The organism is Comamonas sp. B-9 (assembly GCF_000410635.1).
In the GTDB taxonomy this organism is placed as follows: domain Bacteria; phylum Pseudomonadota; class Gammaproteobacteria; order Burkholderiales; family Burkholderiaceae_C; genus Comamonas.
Genome location: NZ_KE148657.1, coordinates 75,490 through 91,688, shown reverse-complemented (window position 1 = coordinate 91,688; position 16,199 = coordinate 75,490). Strand labels below are relative to the sequence as shown.

At 63.3% G+C, this 16,199-nt stretch carries 20 protein-coding genes; 7 read left to right on the top strand and 13 right to left on the bottom strand.

What is annotated here, in order from left to right:
• The first annotated feature begins 2 nt into the window (after positions 1-2).
• A complete protein-coding gene (locus tag H928_RS0122245; protein WP_021028474.1) occupies positions 3-668 on the top strand; it encodes a response regulator transcription factor in 666 nt (221 codons plus the stop codon).
• Between the two features lie 24 nt (positions 669-692).
• Positions 693-2,156, top strand: a complete 1,464-nt coding sequence (locus H928_RS0122240; protein WP_084635927.1) for a sensor histidine kinase — start codon at positions 693-695, stop codon at positions 2,154-2,156.
• Between the two features lie 47 nt (positions 2,157-2,203).
• Here the strand turns inward: H928_RS0122240 and H928_RS0122235 are convergent, their stop codons facing one another.
• From H928_RS0122235 to H928_RS0122225, 3 genes are all read right to left on the bottom strand, one after another.
• Positions 2,204-2,566 carry a DUF1428 domain-containing protein gene (locus tag H928_RS0122235; RefSeq protein ID WP_027011267.1) on the bottom strand — a complete coding sequence of 121 codons (363 nt, stop codon included), beginning with the start codon at positions 2,564-2,566 and terminating at the stop codon, positions 2,204-2,206.
• A gap of 67 nt (positions 2,567-2,633) precedes the next feature.
• A complete protein-coding gene (locus H928_RS0122230) occupies positions 2,634-3,101 on the bottom strand; it encodes an SRPBCC family protein (protein ID WP_021028471.1) in 468 nt (155 codons plus the stop codon).
• A gap of 51 nt (positions 3,102-3,152) precedes the next feature.
• Positions 3,153-3,611, bottom strand: coding sequence for a VOC family protein (locus tag H928_RS0122225; protein ID WP_021028470.1), 459 nt, complete (start codon positions 3,609-3,611; stop codon positions 3,153-3,155).
• 184 nt (positions 3,612-3,795) lie between these two features.
• Between H928_RS0122225 and H928_RS0122220 the strand changes: the two genes are divergently transcribed.
• Complete coding sequence (locus H928_RS0122220) at positions 3,796-4,569, top strand: NAD-dependent deacylase (protein ID WP_021028469.1); 774 nt, start codon at positions 3,796-3,798, stop codon at positions 4,567-4,569.
• A 19-nt stretch (positions 4,570-4,588) separates the two neighbouring features.
• Here H928_RS0122220 and H928_RS0122215 read toward each other — a convergent pair whose 3' ends face one another.
• Entirely contained in the window at positions 4,589-5,551 is a 963-nt protein-coding gene (locus H928_RS0122215; RefSeq protein ID WP_021028468.1) for an aldo/keto reductase, read from the bottom strand.
• A gap of 194 nt (positions 5,552-5,745) precedes the next feature.
• Here H928_RS0122215 and H928_RS0122210 point away from each other — a divergent pair, with 194 nt between their 5' ends.
• A complete protein-coding gene (locus H928_RS0122210; protein WP_021028467.1) occupies positions 5,746-6,183 on the top strand; it encodes a universal stress protein in 438 nt (145 codons plus the stop codon).
• Between the two features lie 138 nt (positions 6,184-6,321).
• The gene (locus tag H928_RS0122205) at positions 6,322-7,071 is read left to right on the top strand and encodes a 2OG-Fe dioxygenase family protein (protein WP_043341584.1); all 750 of its coding nucleotides are present in this window, start codon (positions 6,322-6,324) and stop codon (positions 7,069-7,071) included.
• Between the two features lie 92 nt (positions 7,072-7,163).
• On the opposite strand, the gene H928_RS0122200 is transcribed toward H928_RS0122205, so the two are convergent.
• Entirely contained in the window at positions 7,164-8,150 is a 987-nt protein-coding gene (locus tag H928_RS0122200; protein ID WP_021028465.1) for a tripartite tricarboxylate transporter substrate binding protein, read from the bottom strand.
• A gap of 220 nt (positions 8,151-8,370) precedes the next feature.
• On the opposite strand from H928_RS0122200, the gene H928_RS0122195 reads away from it, so the two are divergent.
• Positions 8,371-8,928 (top strand): redoxin domain-containing protein, encoded by a 558-nt coding sequence (locus H928_RS0122195; RefSeq protein ID WP_021028464.1) that lies wholly within the window; start codon positions 8,371-8,373, stop codon positions 8,926-8,928.
• Positions 8,929-9,021: 93 nt separating this feature from the next.
• Positions 9,022-9,837, top strand: coding sequence for an ABC transporter permease (locus H928_RS0122190; RefSeq protein WP_027011264.1), 816 nt, complete (start codon positions 9,022-9,024; stop codon positions 9,835-9,837).
• 75 nt (positions 9,838-9,912) lie between these two features.
• Here the strand turns inward: H928_RS0122190 and H928_RS0122185 are convergent, their stop codons facing one another.
• The 8 genes from H928_RS0122185 to H928_RS29315 form a co-directional block, all read right to left on the bottom strand.
• Positions 9,913-10,488 (bottom strand): immunity 22 family protein, encoded by a 576-nt coding sequence (locus H928_RS0122185; protein ID WP_043341582.1) that lies wholly within the window; start codon positions 10,486-10,488, stop codon positions 9,913-9,915.
• A 778-nt stretch (positions 10,489-11,266) separates the two neighbouring features.
• The gene (locus H928_RS0122180; protein ID WP_021028461.1) at positions 11,267-11,584 is read right to left on the bottom strand and encodes a phage head closure protein; all 318 of its coding nucleotides are present in this window, start codon (positions 11,582-11,584) and stop codon (positions 11,267-11,269) included.
• Positions 11,581-11,865, bottom strand: coding sequence for a head-tail connector protein (locus H928_RS0122175; protein WP_021028460.1), 285 nt, complete (start codon positions 11,863-11,865; stop codon positions 11,581-11,583). The genes H928_RS0122180 and H928_RS0122175 overlap by 4 nt, the downstream gene beginning before the upstream one ends.
• A 136-nt stretch (positions 11,866-12,001) precedes the next feature.
• On the bottom strand, positions 12,002-13,504 hold the full coding sequence (locus H928_RS29325) for a terminase TerL endonuclease subunit (protein WP_021028459.1): 1,503 nt from the start codon (positions 13,502-13,504) through the stop codon (positions 12,002-12,004).
• Positions 13,501-13,965 carry a hypothetical protein gene (locus H928_RS0122165; protein ID WP_021028458.1) on the bottom strand — a complete coding sequence of 155 codons (465 nt, stop codon included), beginning with the start codon at positions 13,963-13,965 and terminating at the stop codon, positions 13,501-13,503. Before H928_RS0122165 ends, H928_RS29325 begins: the two co-directional genes overlap by 4 nt.
• Before the next feature lie 150 nt (positions 13,966-14,115).
• Positions 14,116-14,535 (bottom strand): HNH endonuclease, encoded by a 420-nt coding sequence (locus H928_RS30365; RefSeq protein WP_158400610.1) that lies wholly within the window; start codon positions 14,533-14,535, stop codon positions 14,116-14,118.
• A complete protein-coding gene (locus H928_RS0122155) occupies positions 14,513-15,664 on the bottom strand; it encodes a phage portal protein (RefSeq protein WP_021028456.1) in 1,152 nt (383 codons plus the stop codon). Before H928_RS0122155 ends, H928_RS30365 begins: the two co-directional genes overlap by 23 nt.
• The gene (locus tag H928_RS29315) at positions 15,661-16,191 is read right to left on the bottom strand and encodes an HK97 family phage prohead protease (RefSeq protein WP_021028455.1); all 531 of its coding nucleotides are present in this window, start codon (positions 16,189-16,191) and stop codon (positions 15,661-15,663) included. The genes H928_RS0122155 and H928_RS29315 overlap by 4 nt, the downstream gene beginning before the upstream one ends.
• Positions 16,192-16,199: the final 8 nt, after the last annotated feature.

The following is a 16,199-nucleotide window of genomic DNA, read 5'->3' as shown; positions in this document are numbered from 1 at the left end:
AGATGCGAATCCTGGTGGTGGAAGACGATGCCGAGCTGGCCGCGCAAATGGAGCAGGCGCTGGTGCGTGCCGGGTTTTCGGTCGATGTGGAGGCCGATGGCGATGCCGCATCGTTTGCGGGCAGCACCGAGCCCTACGACGCGGCCGTGCTGGACCTGGGTCTGCCCCAGCGCGATGGGCTGACGGTGTTGCGCGATTGGCGCGAGGCGGGTTGCCAGTGGCCGGTGCTGATCCTGACGGCGCGCAACCGCTGGAGCGACAAGGTGGCCGGCTTTGGCGCGGGGGCCGATGACTACCTGACCAAGCCCTTTATGCTCGACGAGGTGGTGCTGCGCCTGCGCGCCATGCTGCGCCGCAGCGCCGGCAGTGCGGCCACGGTGCTGCGCGCGGGCTGCCTGGAATACGACGTAACGGCCGGCCGCTTTTTGCAGGATGGCCAGGGGCTGCAGCTGACGGCGCAGGAGCACAAGATTCTGGCCTATTTGATACACCACCCCAACCGCGTGCTCACGCGCACCGAGATCAGCGAGCATGTCTATGCCCGCGATCTGGACCCGGACTCCAACACGCTTGATGTGCTGATCGGCCGCATACGGCGCAAGCTGCGCCAGTCCGATCTGCTGGTGACCGAGCGCGGCCAGGGTTTTCGGCTGAACGCGCCCAGCTAGCTGTTGCTGAAGCCCCGCCGCACCATGGCCTTGTCCCCCAGTTCTGCCCACGAGAGCCCGCCCGCGCGGCGCTCACCTGCGCGGCGCTGGTCGCTGGCTGCGCGCATGGCCGCCTTGGTCATCGTGCCCAGTTTGCTGGTGATGGGGCTGGGCGGCTGGTGGCTGCGTTACGAGGTGCATGCCAGCTTGCTGGGCAGCATGTCGCGCAGCCTGGAGGAAAAATCCGAGCGCATCCACGCGCGCCTGGCGCTGCTGCCCGATGGCCGGGTGCAGGAGGCAGCCGGCGGCAGCGACGAGTTCAGCGCCATTTTCTCGGGCTGGTACTGGCAGCTGCAGGGCCAGGCGCCTGCGCAACTGCGCACGGCTGCTGCGCCGGTCGTGTTGGCGCGTTCGCGCTCGCTGTGGGACCAGCCCGACCTGGTGGTAAAGCGGGCAGGGCTCTGGGGCAGCGAGCGCTTGCAGCAGGCCCTGGGCCCGCAGCAGGAGCCGCTGTGGGTGCAGCATTTTTCGCTGCAGCTGGCGGCGGGTGCCGCGCCGATGCACCTGCAGGTCTTTGGCCCGGCTCAGCCGCTGATCGCCAGCCTGCGCCGCATTGACCAGATTCTCTGGATCACCGGCGCCATGCTGCTCTTGCTGATTGGCGCGCTGGTCTGGCTGCAGCTGCGCGTGGGCCTGGCGCCGCTCAAGCGCCTGGTCGATGTGATTGCCGGCCTGGGCAAGCCGCTGCCCGGCGCGGCGCCCGCCACCGAGCAGATTGCCCAGCTGCCGCTGGGCGCTGACCTGCAGCCTTTGCAGCAGGAACTGGCCGCCTTGCTCGCGCGCAACACCCAGGTGGTGGAACGCTCACGCTCGCACGCGGCCGACCTGAACCATGCGCTGAAAAAACCCTTGTCGCTGCTGATGGCCCATGCCGGCAGTGGGGCAGCCCTGCCGGCGGACCTGGTGCTGCAGCAGACCACGGCGATGGCGCGGCTGATTGACCGCTACCAGGCCCGCACCTTCAGCGATGCCACCTTGGTGCACGGCCCAAGCGCCGGCCTGCCTGTGGATGTGCTGGCCTGCGCGCGGCAGATGCTGGCGATGCTGCGCCAGCTGCACCAGGCGAGTGACCTGGACTGGCAGCTGGTGGAGGAGGCTAGCCCGCTGTGGTGGCGGGGCGAGCGCGCCGATCTGGAGGAGCTGCTGGGCAATCTGCTGGATAACGCGGGCAAATGGGCTGCCTCGCAGGTGCGGCTGACGGTGCAGCGCAACGCCAGCCAAGGCCTGGTGCTGCAGGTGGAAGACGATGGCCCGGGCATGACAGCCGCGCAAATGCAGGCAGCTGGCGCGCGGGGCCAGCGTTTTGATGAAACGGTGGCCGGCACGGGCCTGGGCCTGTCGATTGCCCAGCAGATCGTGCAAGGCTACGAAGGCCAGTTGCAATTGCGCAAGAGCGAGGCCTTGAAGGGGCTGCTGGTACATGTGGAGATGGCCGGCGTAGTGGCCTGATACGGCGCAGCGGCCCCAGGGTGGCCCAGGTGGCCCGGGTGGCCTTGTCAAGTCCCCAACTGCACGACCGGCGCGAATCCGCCAAAGATCATCCGCTTGGCATCAAACGGCATATTGGCCGGTTGCAGGTCCGCCAGGCGCGGGTCGGCCATCACTGCAGCATTGATACGGTCGCGCTCGGCGCGCGAGGTGTAGACGATCCAGGAAAAGCAGGCGACCTCATCGGACTGGAGCTTGACCGCCATCGGAAACGAGGTGACTTCGCCGTCAGGCACATCGTCCCCCACACATTCCCAGTACTGCAGCGCGCCGTGCTCCATCCAGACCTTGCCAGCGGCCTCGGCCATCGCGCGGTAGGCATCGAGATTGGCGCGGGGCACGGGCAGTACAAATCCATCGACATAGGGCATGGTGGTCTCCTGGGCGCTCAACGGCGCCGTTATGCGTGGGCGCTATATCGCAGCGAGCGAGCCTTTGCTACAGCGTGGCAGCCAGGGCGACCAACTGGTCGGTGGCCGTGCCCCAACCGGTGTGGAAGCCCATGGCCTCGTGCTGCTTGCGGCTCTCTTCGCTCCAATGCCGCACGGTCGCGGTGTAGCGCGTCTGGCCGCCATCGGGCTCAAACTCGATGATGGCGGTCATAAAGGGTTTGGCGCTTGGCACCCAGCCAGCGGTATAGGCATCGGTAAACACCAGCCTGCGCTCGGGCACCACCTCCAGGTACACGCCGGCATTGGGGTATTCGTTGCCTTGCGGGTCGCACATGACGATCTGGCTGCCGCCGCCCACGCGTACATCGATGTCGGCGCTGGCAATCGTCCAGGGTTTGGGCACAAACCATTGGGCCAGCAGTGCAGGCTCGGTCCAGCAGCGGTAGAGGGTGGCGGCGGGGACGTTGATCAGGCGGCTGAGCACCAGATCGTGGAGATGGGGCTGTACGGACATGGTGGCTGGCTTGGTGCGTTTTGCGGGTCTGGCAGTGGGATGGAAAGGGCCTCAGGCCGCGGGCTGCGTTTGGACATTCACCATCCAGGGCGTGCCAAAACGGTCGGTGACCATGCCAAAGCCGGGCGACCAGAAGGTGGCAGAAAACGGCATCGCAACCTGGCCACCATCCGCCAGACCGTTGAAGATGCGCTCGCCATCGGCTGCGGAATCCACACCGATGGAGACCCACATGCCCTGGGGTTTGGCATAGCCGCCGCCGCAGGTCTCGGCGCTGGCGCCGGGCATCGCAGGCATGGTGTCCGAGGCCATGATCGCCTGGCTGCCCACTTGCAGATGGGCGTGCATCAGGCGGGATTGCGCCTCGGGCGGGAGCTGCGGCATGCCTTCGCCAGGCGGCATGTCGCTAAAGCGCATCTGGTGCATGATCTGGCCGCCAAACAGCTGGGCGTAAAAGGCCATGGCTTCGGCGCAATCGCCATCAAAGTTCAGATAGGGGATGAATTGCATTCTTGTCTCCTGGTCGTGGGTCAGCCATTCTGGGCTCGGCCCGTCCATCGTGTCCATCTCCAAATCGTGATGAGCGTTTCTGAATGTAAGCCGCTAGAGCTCGCCCTGCACGGCGATGCTGGACTGGAGCGGTGGAGCCCAAGCCTTGCCGTATGCTGGGCGCCTGTTCTTCACTGCCGCCTCTATGTCTTTTGATCCCTTGGATACCTCCGCAGCGCTGCCGCTTGCCGATACAGAAATTGCCAGCCTGCGACAGCGCTTGCACAATGCGCGGCATCTGCTGGTGCTGACGGGCGCAGGGGCCAGTGCGGAGTCCGGTGTACCGACCTTCCGCGATGCGCAGACGGGCTACTGGGCGCAGTTCAGCCCCGAGGAGATGGCCAGCGAGGCGGGTTTTCTGGCCCATCCGCAGCGGGTCTGGGACTGGTACCAGTACCGCCGTGATCTGGTCCGCCAGGTGATGCCCAATGCCGGCCATGTGGCGCTGGCCCAATGGCAGGCGCGCCACCCCGGCCGGATGACCCTGGTCACGCAGAACGTCGATGGCCTGCACCAGCGTGCGGGCAGTACGCCAGTGCTGTGCCTGCATGGCAATCTGATGGACAACCGCTGGCTGCTGCCGCCCAAGCCCTGTTGCGATGCCCGCTTTACCGAAGGCGATGCGCCGCCGCAATGCCCTGGCTGCGGCAACTACCTGCGCCCGGCGGTGGTCTGGTTTGGCGAGGCCTTGCCCCATGCCGAGCTGCAGCAGGCGCAAGATGCCGCCAAGGCCTGTGACCTGATGCTGGTGATTGGCACCTCCGGCCATGTCTACCCGGCGGCCGGACTGGCCCATATCGCCGCCCGGGGCGGCGCCCATGTGGTGGTCATCAACCCCGAGCCGACCGCACTCGACAGCGTGGCCGACCGCTGCTGGCGCCTGCCTTCGGCACAGATTTTGCCGGCGCTGCTGGCCTAGGCTTGTCGCTTGCCTTCGCTCAAGCCTCGGCGCTGGCGGCGTTGAGTGTGGCCATCGCATCGGCATCGAGCTGCAACTGGCTGGCACGGATCAGCGACTGCAGCTGCTCGAGGTTGCTGGCGCTGGCAATCGGCGAGGCAATGGCCGGCTGGCGCATGACCCAGGCCACGGCCACCTCGCCCATCGGGGCGCCCGTGCGGCTGCTCACCTGTTCGAGCGCGGCCAGAATGCGCAAGCCCCGGTCGTTCAGATACAGCTGGGTGGTCTTGGCGCCGCGCGGGCTTTTGCTCGCGTCCTCGGCCTTGCGGTACTTACCGGTCAAAAAGCCGGCAGCCAGGCTGTAGAAATTGATGACGCCCACGCCCTGCGCAACGCACAGCGGCTGCAGCTCTTGCTCGAACACGGCACGGTCGTAGAGGTTGAAAAGCGGCTGCAGGCTCTCATAGCGCGCCAGGCCATGCTGCTCGCTGGTCTGCAGCGCCTGGGCCAAACGCGCTGCGCTGTAGTTGCTGGCGCCCACGGCGCGCAGCTTGCCCTCGGCAATCAGTTCGCCAAAGGTGCCCATCACATCGGCCAGCGGTACCTGCGCGTCGTCGTCATGCGATTGGTAGAGGTCGATGTAATCGGTCTGCAGGCGCTGCAAGGAGGCATCGACCGCCTGGCGGATGTACTCCGGGCGCAGGCCGACCTTGCCATCGCCCATGTCCTTGCCGACCTTGGTGGCCAACACCACCTGCGCACGCTTGCCCGAGCTGCGCAGCCATTTGCCCAGCACGCGCTCCGATTCGCCGCCGCTGTGGCCAGGCGCCCAGCGCGAGTACACGTCAGCGGTATCAACAAAGTTCATGCCGGCATCCAGCCAGGCATCGAGTAGGCGAAAGCTGGTGGCCTCGTCAGTCGTCCAGCCAAACACATTGCCGCCCAGGCACAGCGGCGAGACTTGCAGAGGGGATCGGCCAAGAGAACGCAGGGATGTTGTCATAGCGAATACGCGCGTCAGTGCCCAGCAGGGCGGAGCAAACATTATGCGGCGCGGGCTGGCGCAGTGCTATCGTTGATGCAGCGCAAACCGCTCGCAATTGCCGCATAGGTGGCAGTGCTGCTGGGCCTGCCAGGTTTGCCGGGCCCTGCGTTTTAGAGTAAGTTATGCATGCAACAACAAAAAGGAGTGACACTATGTTCAAACATATTCTGGTGCCGGTCGATGGGTCTGCCACCTCCATGCTCGCCGTCAACAAAGCCGCCGGTCTTGCCAAGGCCTTTGGCAGCCAGGTCACTGCGGTGTATGTGATCGATCCCTATCCCTTTACCGGCGTGGGCGCCGATTTTGCCTATGGCCAGGCGCAGTACCTGTCTGCCGCCACTGCCGATGCGCACACTGCCTTGGATGCCGTCAAAACTGCGATGGAGCAGGCGGGCATCCCCGTCGATACCGTCATGGGCGAGGGCCACTCCGTGCACGATGGCGTGATGGAAGCCGTCAAAACCACGGGGGCCGACCTCATTGTCATGGGGTCGCATGGCCGCAAGGGCCTGGAAAAGCTGGTGCTGGGCAGCGTGACCCAGCGCGTGCTGAGTGACAGCCTGATCCCCGTGTTGGTGGTGCGCCAGTAACCTCTGCGGCGGCACCCGGCTTGCTGCCGTTTTCATTGAGGGGATGGCTACCGGGCAGCGCTGCGGCGCTGCCCAAAGTTGTGTAGCACGCAATGCTTTTGTGACCGCCGTAAGCTCGCCCGCTTGACGGAGTTTTACATGCAGTCCTTTCCTCCTCCTTATTGTGATGCCGACCAGGTGGACGGCACCTTGCGCGCCTATGGCTATGCGGTGCTCAGCCCTGCGGCCGTGGCGCAGTGGGCAGCCTGCCCACCCGATGCGCTGGCAGCACTCAGCAGCCACTGGGAGGCCATGCCCCATGATGCCTACCTGAAAGACGGTGGCCGCTACCGCAAGCGCCGCCATTCCTGCTATGTGGTGCAGGACGACCAGGTGCAGGCGGTGACGCACCGCGCCCACTGGCAGCCGGTGGAATACAACGCCTTGCATGGCGGCATGCAGCGCTGGTTTGAACCCGTCGCAGCCAGCACCCAGGTGCTGCCCGCCTGGCGCCAGATCATGCGGGCGCTGGGGCATACCGCGCAGGCGCTGTTTCCCAGCACTGGGCAGGCACCCTGGTACACCGAGGCCCACCAGTTCCGCATCGACACCGCCGAAGGCATTGGCAGGCCCACCCCCGAAGGCGCGCACCGCGATGGCGTGGACCTGGTGGCCGTGTTTCTCGTGGCACGCGAAGGCATCAAGGGCGGGGAGACCCGGGTGTTTGATGCCCAGGGCCCGCAAGGCCTGCGCTTTACCTTGACCGAGCCCTGGTCGCTGATGCTGCTCGACGATGCCCGCATGATTCATGAGAGCACACCGATCCAACCAGTGGGTGAGGAACCGGGCCACCGCGATACGCTGGTGGTGACCCTGCGCCGCGAGGCTTTCCAGGGAGACGGCGCCTGAAGGCTGGCATCGCCATTAGCCATTCGGGCCTTTGGCCTGGCCACAAAAAAGGGCACCTGCGAGGTGCCCTTGTCGTATGCCAGCCCTGGGGCTTACTGGATGGTCGCGCCCGAGGCCTCAACAATGGCCTTGGCGTCCTGGAAGTCCTTGTGGAAGAACTTGTCAAAGTCCGATACGGACATGGACTGGGGCTCGGCGCCTTGCGCCAGGATGGAATCCTGCACTTCCTTTTGGCCCAACAGCTTGTTGACCTCGGTGTTGAGCTTGCTGACGATGGGCGCGGGCAGGTTCTTGGGGCCAAACAGGCCATACCAGGTGCTCACATCAAAGCCCTTCATGCCCAGTTCCGCAACGGTAGGCACATCGGGCAGCGAGCTGCTGCGCTTGGCCGAGGTAACTGCCAGCGGACGCAGCTTGCCGGCCTTGATCTGGCCAATGGCCGAGGGCACGGACGACACCAGCAGATCGACGTTGCCGGACAGGGTATCGAGCAGCGCGGGGTTGGAGCCCTTGTACGGCACGTGGGTCAGCTTGACGCCGGCCGCCTTCTCAAACAGCACGCCAGCGATATGGATGCTGGTGCCATTGCCGGGCGAGCCATAGGTGATCTTGCCGGGATCGGCCTTGGCGGCGGCGATCACATCGTTCAAGGTCTTGAACTTGCTGTTTTCCGAAGTCGCGATGATGACCGGCGAGTAGGCCACATGGGCGATCGGGGTCAGGTCCTTGGCGGGGTTCCAGGGCAGGCCCTTGTACAGGTAGTAGCCCAGCACCACGTTGTCCTTCTGGCCCATGACGATGTCGTAGCCCGTTGGCTGGGCCTTGGCCACTTCGCTGATACCGATGGTGCCGCCCGCGCCGGCCCGGTTGTCAGCGACCACGGTCCAGTGGTTTTGCTCGCTGAGCTTTTGTGCAATGATGCGCGAGATGATGTCGGTGCCGCCGCCTGGCGGGAAGGGCACGACCATGCGGACGGGCTTGCTGCCGGGGTAGTCTGCCCCCGCACCCTGTGCCATGGCAGCCGAAGCGGTCCCCACCGTGAGCGCCACTGCGGCGCACTGCAGAATCTGTTTCATCATTTTGTTGTCTCCTTGAGAGTGACACCTTCGCATGGCTTTTGCAGAGTCGGCCAAGGAGGTAGTTGCATAAACGGTCAAAGGGGTGATGATGCATGCCATCACGCCAGGTGGCATATTCTAGGGGCTGTCGTGTGGAGCGATGGGCAGCAGGCACAAAACAGGATCTGTCGCCGATGGCCCAGGCTGGAGGCGTAGGTGGATGACAACAAAAGGATCGACTATGAAAGCAAAACTCTTGGGGGCTTTGGCCTCGGTGGTGATGGGCTGCGCGGCCCTGGTGAGCCTGCCCAGCCAGGCGGCGCTGGCCGTTGGTGCCCAGGCACCGATGTTCAGCACGCAGTCGGCATTGGCTGGCAAGGTGCAGCGCTTTGACATGGCCGAGGCCTTGAAGCGCGGCCCGGTGGTCCTGTATTTTTTCCCCAAGGCCTTCAGCCAGGGCTGCACGATCGAGGCCCATGCCTTTGCCGAGGCCACGCCTACTTTTGCGGCCTCCGGCGCGCAGGTCGTCGGCATCTCGCATGACGACATTGCCACGATGCAGCGCTTCTCCAGCGAAGCCTGCCGCGACCAGTTCAGCGTCGCCTCCGACCCCGATGCCAAGGCCATCCAGGCCTATGACGCGGGCTCCGCCGCACGGCCGGGTACTGCGTCACGCATCTCCTATGTGATCGCACCGGACGGCAAGGTAATCTATGCCCATGAGGGCAGCGATCCGCTCGAGCATGTGCAGCAGACCTTGAAGGCGGTGCAGGCCTGGAAGGCACGCCAGAAGTCTTGAGACGCGCTGGCAGCGGGTGGCAGCAGCGCTCGGTCCTGCCAGCCATGCGGCTGAACACTGCCCATGCTGGCGTCTATCGCCTATGATCGGCTGATGCTGGCAAGTCTGCTCCAACCCCAATGGCCCCACCGGACCTGGCGCACGGCGCGCCGCTGGGCGGTGGCCTGGTGGCGCATTTTCTACCTGGGCGCCGTCGTGCTGGTGATGCTGATGTCGCCCAGCAGCTACGGCCCGCAAACGCGCGCGCGGCTGATGCGCCGCATGTATGTCGACACGGCGCCCATCTTGCTGGGCTTTACCGCGCTGGCCGCCTTGTTATGCCTGGTGGTAGCGCGCATCGTCTTTGTCACCGCCACCAGCTACGGCCTCTCGCGCGTCGCTGTCGAGATGGTCATCCGCGTGCTGGTGCTCGAGCTCATTCCGCTGACGGCGGCCTTGTTTGTGGCCATGCGCTGCTCCATCCCCGCTGGCGCATCGCTGGCCAAGATGCGCGAGGACGGGCATTTTGAGCGCCTGCGCCAACATGGCTATGACCCTGTGCGCACGGAGATGCTGCCTCTGGTCGTAGCCAGCATGTATGCCTCCGTCACCTTGGCCGCGCTGTCCTGCGTGGTGTCGCTGGTCATGGTCTACCTGAGCGTCTATGGCCTGAGCTGGGTCGGGTTTGAGCTCTACACGCGCATGTTTGCCAGCGTGTTCACCCCCATGGTGACCTGGCTGTTCGGCCTCAAGACCCTGCTGTTTGGGTTGGCAGTGGCATTGATTCCGACCGCATCGGCGATGAACCGGCCCTACGGCATGCGCCGCGATGAGATGCTGGGCCCTGCCTCCGACCTGGGCGGCCTGGCCCGCATGTTTGCGGTGCTGGTGCTGATTGAGGTCGCGTCACTGCTGGGGAACTACTACTAGCGTGTCCTTGGCCTAAACCACGGGGGCAAAGCAGAGGGCGCCTTGCCTACCTGCGGTACTTCGCTGGTACTTCGCTTAGCGGGCAACCAGACCCATATAGTGCAAACCGTTGTAGCGCTTGTCCAAGTCTGCCACCTGCCAAGACGGGTCTGAATAGACAAACATGGCGTTGGCCGACGCGAGGTGGTGGCGAGAGCAGGCCTCCATGATGGCAGCGACTGCCGTGTCTGAGCGGAATGCGCCCAAGCCCACGAGATCTGCCACGGGCATGGGGGCGCGCTTGTGGATGACGAGCAGCAGGTCCTCGTCGTACAAATAGCGGCTGCCCATATCCTGGCAGAAGCGGCAACCGGTCAGATCCTCGCTGCTATGCGCCAGGCGCTCATCGTCAATGCTCCAGTAGCCGGGGTCATAGTCAAAATAGCGGTTGAATGCTTGGGCATTGGTGGCAGAGTTGCCCATCCAGACATGCTGCGCAGTGAAGGCCGTGGGTGCCAGGTCGGTGCCAAACTCTGCCACCCAGTCGAACAGGGTGCCCGAACGCAGGCCATGGCGTTTTTCCAGTACCGAGAATCCGCCGGATGGGGTGCGGTTGAGCGCTTCATGAACCAATTGGCGGCGAAAGGCTTCGGAATGGGTTTTCTTCTTCATGGCAATGGTGGTCACAAAAGGAGGGCGCCTGACTGAGTGCCTGTGCCCGTGGGTACAGAGATGCAAAGAGAGCGCACGGCCGCGTCATTTTTATCTGATATTTGCCGCTCCTGGATTTTTACCCTCGGTGCAAGGATGGATTGCTGGTGGTTTCAATCCGGCAATCCATCCTTGCACCGAGGCGGCATCTGCAGGCCATTTTTCGTGCTGGCCAGCAGCCTCTTTCGGAAGATTTAAAATAGCCGATTGCCTGCCCATGCTGCCACCACCTGCGCAGGCCACCCATTTTCGGGCCAGCCTTTGGCCGCGCTACCACCATGACCGAATCTCTACCCCACAGCCCTTGGCGCATGTCCGTCGCGCCGATGATGGATCGGTACTAAACCCCAGTGTTCATGCGGGTCTTTGGGGCTTGTGTGCAATGTGTGTGTTTGTGCGCGCTGCCATATGATTAGCAGGGTATGTACTTTTGATGCGCTTAACTCGCGTGCCGTTTCCACATAGTGCACAATTCTCGTACCACATAGCTGAGGGGACGAAATGTTCAATGAAGGTGACAAGTACAACGTCGAAATGCTGGATACGCGAGATGACAACGGGCATCCAGATATCACAAGCAGTTACCGCACAGTTATTTCTGTTGACGGTCCGTTGGTAGAGTTCTCTGATGGCAAGGGCACGGTCATCATTAATACGCATTCGCCAGTGTTTGTCAGGGCGAGGGCGGTCGTTGAGCCTTCTGGTAGATTTGCTGTTCGGATGCCTCCTATGCCAAGTTCTAAGTAGCAACCAATTTGCACACCAGGTCTATGTAGGTCTGGCGTGGCCCAGGTAGCACTGCTTCAACATCGTAGGTCTTGCCGTCGTGCAGCACCCGGCAGCTTGCATCTACTGCGGTACGGCTGCGCACCCGGATAGAGGCATTCACCACAGAGGTGACAGCGTTGGCCTTGATCGACTCGCTGCCGTTCAGGTGCCGGATGTTTGCCCACACCTGGGCGACTGTCACCCAGGACTCGATGTACTGACCCGCCGCGTCTTTTATCCTCTGGTGCTTCTGGATCGTTACCCGGTTTAGCAACAGGCCCGCCCTCATTGCACGTAGCCCTTGTAGTCGCGGGCCATGTTTATCAAAGTGTCCAGCGTCCGGTTTTGCGACAGCGGCCCATCGTTCTGTGCCTCGCGATTGGCGTACAGGTCGGCCACTACTAGCAGGGCGGCAGACTTCGCCATCGCGTTGCCCTCTAGGTCGGTGCGGTTGCACGCCTGGGTAACGTAGGCCGTGGCAGCAGTAACCATCGTCTGCATGAGCGCGTCCTCATGATCGCCGTCAACGCGGCATTGTTGCTTTGCTTCTTCAAGAGTAATCAGTGGCATGGGAATCCTTTGCTATGGTTGCCGGTCGCGCCCCTGAAAGTTAGGGCCACCGGCATTCGGGGTTTTGTAGAGCTGGCACTCGCCGAATAATCCAGCGCCGGCTGACTGGCCTTGCGGCCACCGCACCGGCCACGGGTTAAATAAAGCTCACCTCTGCGAACTGCTCTTGCTCAGCGCGCGCAGCGGTGCCAAGGGCCATCACCAGGGCCACGGCCCCATCGATACGCCCGGTAGATTTCTGTTTGTCCAGCTTGCGGGCATTGGTCGGGTCTTTGACGGTGGTGGCGTTGGCCATGCACATCGTCAGCACCGGGTGCATGCCGTGGGCGAGCTGGTGATTGAGTAGCGCTTCCTCTGCGGCCTCGATGGATACGCTCATGTCCTTGTAGCCTTGGCCATGCCCCACCAGCGGCAGGTCGCAGCCGATATCGGTCAGCTCCTTTTGCAGCAGGTTGATGCGCCACCGGTCGTAGGCAATGGCTTGAATGTCCAGGCCGTCACAGATCCGTTGAATGTCTTTGGCCAGCCATTCGTAATCGATCACAGCACCAGGCACAGCCGTCATCAGCCCTTGCTGTACCCACAGGTCATAGGGCGCTCTGTCACGCTTGGCACGCTCCCGCAAACCCTGCTCGGGTGTCCAGAAGTGGGGCCACACATGCCAAGCTCCGTCTACTAGGCCCACCAGGACAAAGGCTGTCAGGTCGGTGCGGGCGGACAAGTCCAGACCCCCGAAAAGTGGCACATCAGGCGGGGGGGCAGAAATGAGGGAATCTCCCTTGTTTGCCTTCCACACATCGGCAGAGACAAACGGGCTGCTAGTGGCTACTCGCTGATTCAGCAAAAGATTGCGCACGGTGTTGGCCTTGCTGGGCATGTTCACGGCCTCGCGCAGTTGCTGCTCCAGGTCGGAGCGGCTGCGGAACGTGCCTAGGGCTGGGTTAGCCGCTCGCCATGCGTCCTCGTCCAGCAGCTCACAGTCAGCGGGCGCGGTGTAGAGATGGCACACCAGCGTTGGATCATCGCCGCGCATGGCTTGGTCAATCTCCAGGCTCAGCCAATCGGCGTCACTGGCGGCCTGGGTGCTAATCACCAGCTGCAGGGGGTTCTCGTGGGCACCTTGGGCGGTCAGTAGGGCGTCGATGAAGTCAGACTGTGGCCCCTTCACTTGGCCCCATTCGTCGCCAATCACCAGGACGGGCGACAGGCCGTGCGAAGTCTTACCGTCAGCAGCCAGGGCGCGAAACTCCACATTCATCGGCAGGCCGTGCAAGCGCTTGCCGCTCGGGGTGATCTTGACCAGGCCCGACAGGCGCTCGGAGAGCTGGATCATCTTGCAGGCCAGATTGAACACCAGGGCAGATTGATCGCGGCTCATGGCACCGGCCACGATCTGCGAGTTTTGGCGGGCTTCTGGGCCTACCAGGTGCGCAAGCAAGATGCCAGCGATTAGGCCGGTTTTGCCGTTCTTGCGGGCCATGCTCAGGATGGCGCGGCGAGTCGTCGCTGGGTTGTCATAGACACTCACAATGAAGCCCTTCTGGAATACATCCAGCACCATCGGCTTGCCCACCAGCGCACCTTCTGGCACCAGACAGAAGCGCTCGATAAAGGCAATGACGCGCTCGCCTCGGGTCACTGCACTGGCCCCTTGGGAATTAGGCCGTCGTCTTCGTGGTGCTGGGCGCGGGCTTGGCGCTCCAGCTCAGCCAGTCCGGCAGCGTCACCAGAGCGGCCCACGGTCGCCAGGGTGTGAACGTGCAGCATGCGGGACAAGCTGACAGCGCGGCGGCTCAGTTTCTCCAGCAGCTCGGCAGCGGGGTTAATTTTGTTTTCCAAAATCAAGCCGTCCTCGTCAACTGAAATTTGCAACAGCTCAATATCTGCCATCGTTCGGGCTAGGTTGGCAGCGTGGCACAGGTCAACATCAGTCCAGGTATCGCGCGGACGGGCCTCTGTAATCGCCTTCCAGAATGGTTTATCGCAGGAGCGCAGGTTCACCCCTTGCGGTGCGCAAATTTGCGCAGCAGCGGCTGCCTGCATGGCTTTGACGCGGGCCTCGGTGCTGTCGCTGCGCTTGCGGGTGGCTTTTGTTGTCATAGTTGCCTATTTTTTATGCAGCAAGCAATTGAAGAAGGGGAACCGGACGGTCTGGGGCGGGATGCCTCTCGCAATGTTTGAGAAGCTCGGCCACCGTCCACCCCCAGGGGTTGGCGGGCTGGGCAGGCATCAGTAGGGCGGGTGTCTGTGTCATGGCGTGGCCCAATCTCCGGTCAGGGGAAAGCCGTCCAGGCCGATAGCAGGCTTGATGCGCTTGCCTTGGTCGGAGGCGGTCTTGCGTGAGTGGCACTCGTGGCACAGCGCCTGGTGCGCGCCTGGGCTGTCGTCGCTTGGGTCGCCGCTGATATGGTCAACGTCAGTAGCGGGAACTGTCAGTCCCTGCTTGGCACAGTGGCGGCACAGAGGTTCACCAGCTAGGACAGAGGCGCGCAGCTTCTGCCAGGCATAGCTATTGAGCGGCAGCACCCGGCGCGGGTCAGCATCCCGGCCTGTTGCCTTGGGCTTGCGCTTAACCTCGTGCAGCATCTTGTAGCCCCTTTCCTCGAAGGGCGTCCCCATAATGCGCAGGCCGCGCGCCTTGATGGAGTCATGCATCTTTAGCTTTGCCATTGCTTACCTCCATCTTGGGCAGATACTCCTTGCGGCGTACCTCTGCTGCGTCCATCCAGCCCGCTCCGATAGCAGACTCATAGAACTCGGCCCGCTCGGTCGAGCTACCGCGCAGCAGGTTCTCGTAGTCCATCTCAAGGGTGTAGGTCTTGCGGCCCAAAGCTGTCAGGCATTTGGCAGTGATCGCTTGCTCCCAGCTCACCAAAGGACGGCGCAGGCCCATGCTCACCCATTGGCGGTACAGCTCAGAAGAAGTGCTGTAGTTGCTGTCCACCAGGTGGCCCACCACGCTAGGCGGTACACGGAAGATGCGGGCTATTTCCTCCACAGAGAACTTGCGCGCCTCCAGCCATTGGGCGTCAGCCAGGCTCATAGACAGAGGCTTGTACTCGGCACCATGCTCCAGGATCGGAGTCTGTCCACTGCGGTTGGTCTGCCAGCCTTCCTTGATGTCCTGCTTCTGGTTAGGTGCCAGCTTGCCGGGTACTTGCAGCACGCCCAGCAGCTTTGCGCCGTTGCGGTAGGTGTCCTCACCATGCTCTTGCTCGGTGATCGCCAGTTGCATCGAGGCGCGGCATGCCTCAACAGGGGAGATGCCCAGCACGCCATCAGGCCCCAGGCGGTGGCGAATGTGCAGCACCTCGTCATGGCCGTAGCGCTTCACGCTGCCGTCGCGGTCGGTGTAGTCGTAGGCAATGCCACCATTGGCCAGGCGCATAGGTCGCACGCGGTCAACGTCCCACGGCCACCAGTGCTTGAGCTGGCCATTGCTGCCGAACTCCAGGCGGGCATAGCCATTGCCGCGCAGCATCACGCTGGCTTGCACGAACTCTTTGGCCTCCAGTGCAGACTGCTCGGGGTTGGCCTGCATGTTCATGGCGTGGTGCAGGGGGTGATCCTCCACAGCCTCACGGTCTGGGCCATTGCGGCGGTACACGGCCAGGGGGATCGTTGCCACGGCCTCGGATACGGCTTGCACGCAGGCATAGGCAGCGCTCACACCTTGCACCGTCTGGTCGTTCACCGGGCCATTGCGCAGGGCTTGGTACGGCCCCCACATGTCGTTTGGGTTGGTGGTGCTGCGGCGCTCCAGGCCCACAGCGGAGAGGGCGCGAGTAATCAGGTTCATCGCACGGTCTCCAGCCAAAGGATGCGCGGCTCATGCGTTGGCTCTTGCTCACGCGGCATAGAGCGCAGTGCCAGGGTGGTGTCGCGATAGGCCGGGTCAGCCGTCAGGGTGATCTCTGCCAGGTCGACGTCGGTCAACGTGCGCACCATCGTGTGCCCACGCTGCTCCCACTTGTCGCCACCAGGTGCTACGCGGAAACCAAAAGAGCACCCGCTAACGTCGCCACGCTTGACCAGCTCGGCCACATCGCGGCCCACCGTGGTATCTGGCAGCTCAAGAGAAAAACGAAGTCCTTTAGCATCCTCTTGCAGCTCCAAAGTCTTGCCCTGGGTGCTGCCCAGCACAGCGCCCGAGTCGTGGTTGTAGAGGGCGCGGATAGACCGGCCACTGGCGATGGAAGAACGGAATGCACCGGGCGCGATGCACTCGCGGAACTCGCCCAGCTCAGCCTCAGAATTGAATACGGCGGCATAGCCCTCCACCTTGCGGCCTTGGGCTTGGATGCCACCAATAGAGCGGAACTCCATTGGTGGGC

Coding starts and splice junctions, on each gene's coding strand:
- H928_RS0122245 (WP_021028474.1), top strand. CDS start 3: ATGCGAATCCTGGTGGTGGAAGACGATGCCGAGCTGGCCGCGCAAATG.
- H928_RS0122240 (WP_084635927.1), top strand. CDS start 693: ATGGCCTTGTCCCCCAGTTCTGCCCACGAGAGCCCGCCCGCGCGGCGC.
- H928_RS0122235 (WP_027011267.1), bottom strand. CDS start 2,566: ATGCCCTATGTCGATGGATTTGTACTGCCCGTGCCCCGCGCCAATCTC.
- H928_RS0122230 (WP_021028471.1), bottom strand. CDS start 3,101: ATGTCCGTACAGCCCCATCTCCACGATCTGGTGCTCAGCCGCCTGATC.
- H928_RS0122225 (WP_021028470.1), bottom strand. CDS start 3,611: ATGCAATTCATCCCCTATCTGAACTTTGATGGCGATTGCGCCGAAGCC.
- H928_RS0122220 (WP_021028469.1), top strand. CDS start 3,796: ATGTCTTTTGATCCCTTGGATACCTCCGCAGCGCTGCCGCTTGCCGAT.
- H928_RS0122215 (WP_021028468.1), bottom strand. CDS start 5,551: ATGACAACATCCCTGCGTTCTCTTGGCCGATCCCCTCTGCAAGTCTCG.
- H928_RS0122210 (WP_021028467.1), top strand. CDS start 5,746: ATGTTCAAACATATTCTGGTGCCGGTCGATGGGTCTGCCACCTCCATG.
- H928_RS0122205 (WP_043341584.1), top strand. CDS start 6,322: ATGCAGTCCTTTCCTCCTCCTTATTGTGATGCCGACCAGGTGGACGGC.
- H928_RS0122200 (WP_021028465.1), bottom strand. CDS start 8,150: ATGATGAAACAGATTCTGCAGTGCGCCGCAGTGGCGCTCACGGTGGGG.
- H928_RS0122195 (WP_021028464.1), top strand. CDS start 8,371: ATGAAAGCAAAACTCTTGGGGGCTTTGGCCTCGGTGGTGATGGGCTGC.
- H928_RS0122190 (WP_027011264.1), top strand. CDS start 9,022: ATGCTGGCAAGTCTGCTCCAACCCCAATGGCCCCACCGGACCTGGCGC.
- H928_RS0122185 (WP_043341582.1), bottom strand. CDS start 10,488: ATGAAGAAGAAAACCCATTCCGAAGCCTTTCGCCGCCAATTGGTTCAT.
- H928_RS0122180 (WP_021028461.1), bottom strand. CDS start 11,584: ATGAGGGCGGGCCTGTTGCTAAACCGGGTAACGATCCAGAAGCACCAG.
- H928_RS0122175 (WP_021028460.1), bottom strand. CDS start 11,865: ATGCCACTGATTACTCTTGAAGAAGCAAAGCAACAATGCCGCGTTGAC.
- H928_RS0122165 (WP_021028458.1), bottom strand. CDS start 13,965: ATGACAACAAAAGCCACCCGCAAGCGCAGCGACAGCACCGAGGCCCGC.
- H928_RS30365 (WP_158400610.1), bottom strand. CDS start 14,535: ATGGCAAAGCTAAAGATGCATGACTCCATCAAGGCGCGCGGCCTGCGC.
- H928_RS0122155 (WP_021028456.1), bottom strand. CDS start 15,664: ATGAACCTGATTACTCGCGCCCTCTCCGCTGTGGGCCTGGAGCGCCGC.
- H928_RS29315 (WP_021028455.1), bottom strand. CDS start 16,191: ATGGAGTTCCGCTCTATTGGTGGCATCCAAGCCCAAGGCCGCAAGGTG.